This is a genomic window from Escherichia sp. S10b (genome assembly GCF_028421345.1).
Classification (GTDB): Bacteria; Pseudomonadota; Gammaproteobacteria; order Enterobacterales; family Enterobacteriaceae; genus ECMA0423.
The window spans coordinates 1-1,322 of record NZ_JAHZSO010000071.1; the positions used below are offsets into that span (position 1 = coordinate 1).

The following is a 1,322-nucleotide window of genomic DNA, read 5'->3' on the forward strand; positions in this document are numbered from 1 at the left end:
ATATGGGTCTTCCCTTGTTGTGGTGGCTGAAGGCATGATAATGGTGTATTTAATCGCCAGAGGTCACCGCCATGGACGAAAAGTCCCTCTACGCTCATATTCTCAACCTGTCCGATCCGTGGCAGGTAAAGTCCCTTTCTCTCGATGAAAATGCCGGTTCTGTTACTGTCACTATTGAGATCGCTGAAAACACCCGGCTAGCCTGTCCGACCTGCGGTAAATCCTGTTCTGTTCACGATCACCGTCATCGTAAATGGCGCCATCTTGATACCTGCCAGTTCACCACTATTGTTGAAGCCGATGTTCCACGAATTATGTGTCCGGAGCATGGCTGCCTGACGTTGCCTGTTCCGTGGGCTGGCCCCGGAAGCCGGTATACGTTGCTATTCGAATCGTTCGTTCTCTCATGGCTGAAAATCAGCACCGTTGATGCTGTCAGGAAGCAACTTAAGCTCAGTTGGAATGCGGTTGACGGCATTATGACCCGGGCAGTTAAGCGAGGTCTTGCCCGGATAAAAAAGCCATTATCCGCCCGTCATATGAATGTGGATGAGGTCGCCTTTAAAAAAGGACATCGTTACATAACGGTGATCTCCGATCGCGATGGTCGGGCGCTGGCCTTAACGGATGATCGCGGCACAGAGAGTCTTGCCGGCTATCTTCGCACGCTCACTGATGGGCAGTTGCTGGCTATCAAAACGCTCTCAATGGACATGAACGCGGGCTATATAAGAGCAGCGCGTATCCACTTACCCAGTGCGGTTGAGAAAATCGCCTTTGACCGCTTCCATGTGGCGAAGCAACTGGGCGAGGTAGTTGATAAAACCCGTCAGAATGAACATCCGCACCTCCCTGTTGAAAGCCGACACCAGGCAAAAGGAACCCGCTTCCTGTGGCAGTACAGCGATAAGTGGATGACCGAATCCCGGCAGGAAAAGCTGATGTGGCTGCGTGCACAGATGAAGCTGACGAGCCAGTGCTGGGCGCTGAAAGAGCTGGCAAAGGATATCTGGAACAGGCCATGGAGCGAGGAAAGACGGAGTGACTGGCAGAGATGGTTGGCGCTGGCGGCTAACAGTGACGTTCCCATGATGAAAAATGCCGCGAAAACGATAGGAAAAAGGCTGTACGGGATCCTGAATGCGATGCGACACAGTGTCTCAAACGGAAATGCGGAGGCACTTAACAGCAAGATCAGGCTGCTGAGGATAAAAGCCAGGGGATACCGAAACCGGGAGCGCTTTAAACTGGGGGTGATGTTCCACTACGGAAAGCTGAATATGGCGTTCTGAGCCTTCCCACCATGATCGGGGAAGACCCAT

Annotated in this window: 1 protein-coding gene; it reads left to right on the plus strand. The window is 52.5% G+C overall.

The window, feature by feature from the left end:
- Positions 1–71 precede the first annotated feature (71 nt).
- Positions 72–1,292 carry an ISL3-like element ISKox3 family transposase gene (locus tag FTE26_RS06200; RefSeq protein WP_000343760.1) on the plus strand — a complete coding sequence of 407 codons (1,221 nt, stop codon included), beginning with the start codon at positions 72–74 and terminating at the stop codon, positions 1,290–1,292.
- Positions 1,293–1,322: the final 30 nt, after the last annotated feature.